Genomic DNA, 3,114 nt, shown 5'->3' on the forward strand with positions numbered 1-3,114 from the left:
CCCCCAGCTCCCCCGGTCCCCCTCGTTTCCCGTGATTGACCGGCAGGAGCCGCGGATCTTCCGTGCTCGCGGCATGGTGGACCTGATGGGCGCGCCGGACGGACGGCGGCTCTTCGCGCCGGTGCTCTGGTCTCGCGAGGATGAGCTGATCCCGTCGTCGGGGAATGACGGTTCGCAGGGCGGAGATTCGCTGTATGGCGGCGGGACGCCGTGCGGCGCGGGCGTCGGCGGAGGCGTGGTGGCCCCGGGCCTCATCACCTTCGACGCGGACGGCGAGGCGCCGGAGCCGGTGGTGGACGACCTGGACGAATGCAAGCCGCCGCCGGACCGGACGCCGGACTATCCCACGTCGCTCATCGCGAGCCCGTCGATGCAGACGCCCATCCAGGGCCCGTCGGCGGCGGTGGTGGATCCGTCGGGCACGTGGCTGTTCCTGGTGAACCAGGAGACGAACAACGTGGCCATCGTGCCCGCGTGGCGTCGCTCCGGGGAGGACCTGCCGAACCCGTCGAGCTCCGTGCGGCAGTTGGTGTCGGTGGGCGCGGGGCCCAACGGTATCGCCATCACGCGCGATGGGCGCAAGGCGTATGTCTACAACGCGTTCGACCACACGGTGAGCACGCTGCTGAGCAACGGTGACGGCATCGACGCCGTGTCCGAGGAGCGCACGCGGCTGTCCATCTCGGGCGACGTGCTGTCCCCGATGGCGGCGGCGGGCCGGCGGCTGTTCTTCTCCGCGGTGGACGAGCGGATGACGAGCCCGGAGGTGGGGATGTCCTGCGCGTCGTGCCACCTGGAGGGCCGCGAGGACGGCCACGTGTGGGGCTTCCCGGACGGGCCGCGCCAGACGCCCAGCCTCGCGGGGCGCATGACGACGTCGACGGCGCCGTTCCACTGGAGCGGGGAGTTCTCCGGCCTGGCGGACTTCATGAACGCGACGGTGAGGGACCGCATGGGCGGCCAGGAGCTGGACACCGACACGGTGGCGAAGCTGGCGGCGTTCATCGACACGATTCCGGCGACGGACAATCCGTTCCAGGGCGAGCCGCTGACGGAGGCGCAGGCGCGAGGCGCGGCGCTGTTCAAGAAGGCGGCGTGCGACACGTGCCACGCGGGCGCCGTGCTCACGAACAACACCAACGCGGACGTGGGCACGTTCGTGCGCACGGGCGGGCTGCGGGACGCGGATCGGGTCATCAGCGCGGGGCTCAACACGCCGTCGCTGCTGGGCGTGGGCCGCACCGCGCCGTACCTGCATGACGGCAGCGCGCCCACCCTCAAGGCCCGTCTGTTGAACGGCCGCGAGTCGAACCAGCACGGCCAGACGGCACAGCTGTCCGACGCGGATGTGGACGACCTCGTGGAGTACCTGCAGACGTTGTAGGCGCGCACGCACGCTCCGGGGTGGTGCTGGACCTGGAGCGTGAGCGCGGCATGGGGCGTGGGTTCGGGGTGTCTGTCATTGACGCCCGGAGCTCGAGGTCGAGCCCGAAGGTCGAAGTCCGTCCGCCGCGTCAGGTTCGCGCGGATGGGCTTTGTGGTGGGAGGGGTGAGCGCCGCGGATCCGCTGGCTGCTCCCCTGCAATCACGGTCGCGAGGGTGCCGCGAAGGCTAGCCCGCGTCCGGTGCACCCGTCGTGATCAGGCCCGGAGGATGTGAGCCTGTCGCCGCGCCCGACGCAGGCGGCACGGCCGTGGGCGCGGGCGTCACGGGTTTCGGCTCGGGCGTGGGCGCGGGCGTCACGGGCGTGGGCACCGTCGGCGCGGTTTTCGGTGCAGGCGTCACGGGCGTGGGCACCGTCGGCGCGGTCGTGGGCGCAGGCGTCACGGTCGTCGGCGCGGGCATCACGGGCGTGGGCACCGTCGGCGCGGTCGTGGGCGCAGGCGTCACGGGCGTGGGCGCAGGCGGTACGGTCGTCGGCGCAGGCGGTACGGTCGTCGGCGCGGCAGGCACGGCCTCGTGACGCGGCGTCGTGCTCACGGGACGGGGCGGCGTCACCGTCGGCGCGGGTGTCACTCCCCCTGGCGCCAGGCCCGTCGGCGGTTGCGGGGGCGCCACGGATCCAGGCGCGGGTCCTGTTCCCACGGGCGCCGTCATCCTGGGGCGTCGAGGCGGCGGGACCACCGCGGGCGCGACGGAGGGCCGCGGCCGTGAACCCGCGGGCGCGGAGAGCACATCCGTCGTTCCCGCGCGCGGCTGCGTCAGCGTGTCCAGCGGCTCCAACGGCGCGTCCCCGAGCGGACTGTCACCCTCCAGGCGCGGAAGCACCGTGCCCGCGTCCTCCACCGCCTGATGCGCCGTCACCGCGAGCCGGGCCACGTCCATCGCACGGTCGGGGTCGTCACCCAGCCAGGTGACGACGACGACACAGGGCGTGTCGTCGTCCCACGCCACCACCTGCGTCATGCCCTGCACCGGGTTGCGCCGAGCCGCCGCCTTGCCCAGCGCGGACACCTCCTCGCCGCCCGCGTTCAACATGGGCGCGAGCAGCGCGCGCACGTCCGCGTTCGCGTAGCCCGGCTGGCAGTCATAGGCCACCGACACGGAGACCTCCGGCAGGGCGGCCGAACGCAACGTGCAGACCGGTCCGCACGTGGGGCAGCCCCGGTCCTCCTTCATCGTGAACCCGTTGAGCGTGAGGTCGCGCAGGTCCGCCGGCAGCAGCACGTCGCACGCGGGAAGGGTCAGCGGAGAAGGCCGGCCCGGAGGCCCGATGGCGCCCGCGTCCTTCGCCTCCGTCACCTCCGTGCTCGCGCCGGGCCTGCAAGCCCCCAGGGCGAGCGTCATCAGCAGTGCGCCCCGTCCAACCCTCATCCCGTCTGCTCTCCTCACCGACGCATCTCGCGCGAGCGCGGATGGTAGACCGGGGCCGGCCTCCGTCATCAGCATTGTGGCGAGGCTGCCGCTTTCCGGACGCGACCGGATGGCGGGAAGGGGAACGGGCAGGCTTCGTCCACGGCGGGAGCGTGGGCTAGGCTGCCCGCCTTCTTCCATGCGCATCCCCGCCCTCCTCACCCTGTCGGCCCTCGTCCTGGCGCCGGGCACCCCTGCCTGGGCCCAGACTCCCGAAGCGTCGCCTCCCGCGAGGAACGCGCCCCCCGACGAGTCCTGGAG

At 73.1% G+C, this 3,114-nt stretch carries 2 protein-coding genes; one reads left to right on the forward strand and one right to left on the reverse strand.

What is annotated here, in order from left to right; genetic code table 11:
• Nucleotides 1-1,384, forward strand: a 1,384-nt coding sequence (locus tag D7V97_RS41670; protein ID WP_147445219.1) for a c-type cytochrome, incomplete at its 5' end; no start/stop codon positions are given.
• Nucleotides 1,385-1,611: 227 nt separating this feature from the next.
• On the opposite strand, the gene D7V97_RS45565 is transcribed toward D7V97_RS41670, so the two are convergent.
• Nucleotides 1,612-2,814, reverse strand: a complete 1,203-nt coding sequence (locus D7V97_RS45565; protein WP_199729175.1) for a hypothetical protein — start codon at nucleotides 2,812-2,814, stop codon at nucleotides 1,612-1,614.
• Nucleotides 2,815-3,114: the final 300 nt, after the last annotated feature.

Origin of the sequence: Corallococcus sp. CA053C (assembly GCF_003611675.1) — a bacterium.
Lineage (GTDB): Bacteria > Myxococcota > Myxococcia > Myxococcales > Myxococcaceae > Corallococcus.

Coding starts and splice junctions, on each gene's coding strand:
- D7V97_RS45565 (WP_199729175.1), bottom strand. CDS start 2,814: ATGAGGGTTGGACGGGGCGCACTGCTGATGACGCTCGCCCTGGGGGCT.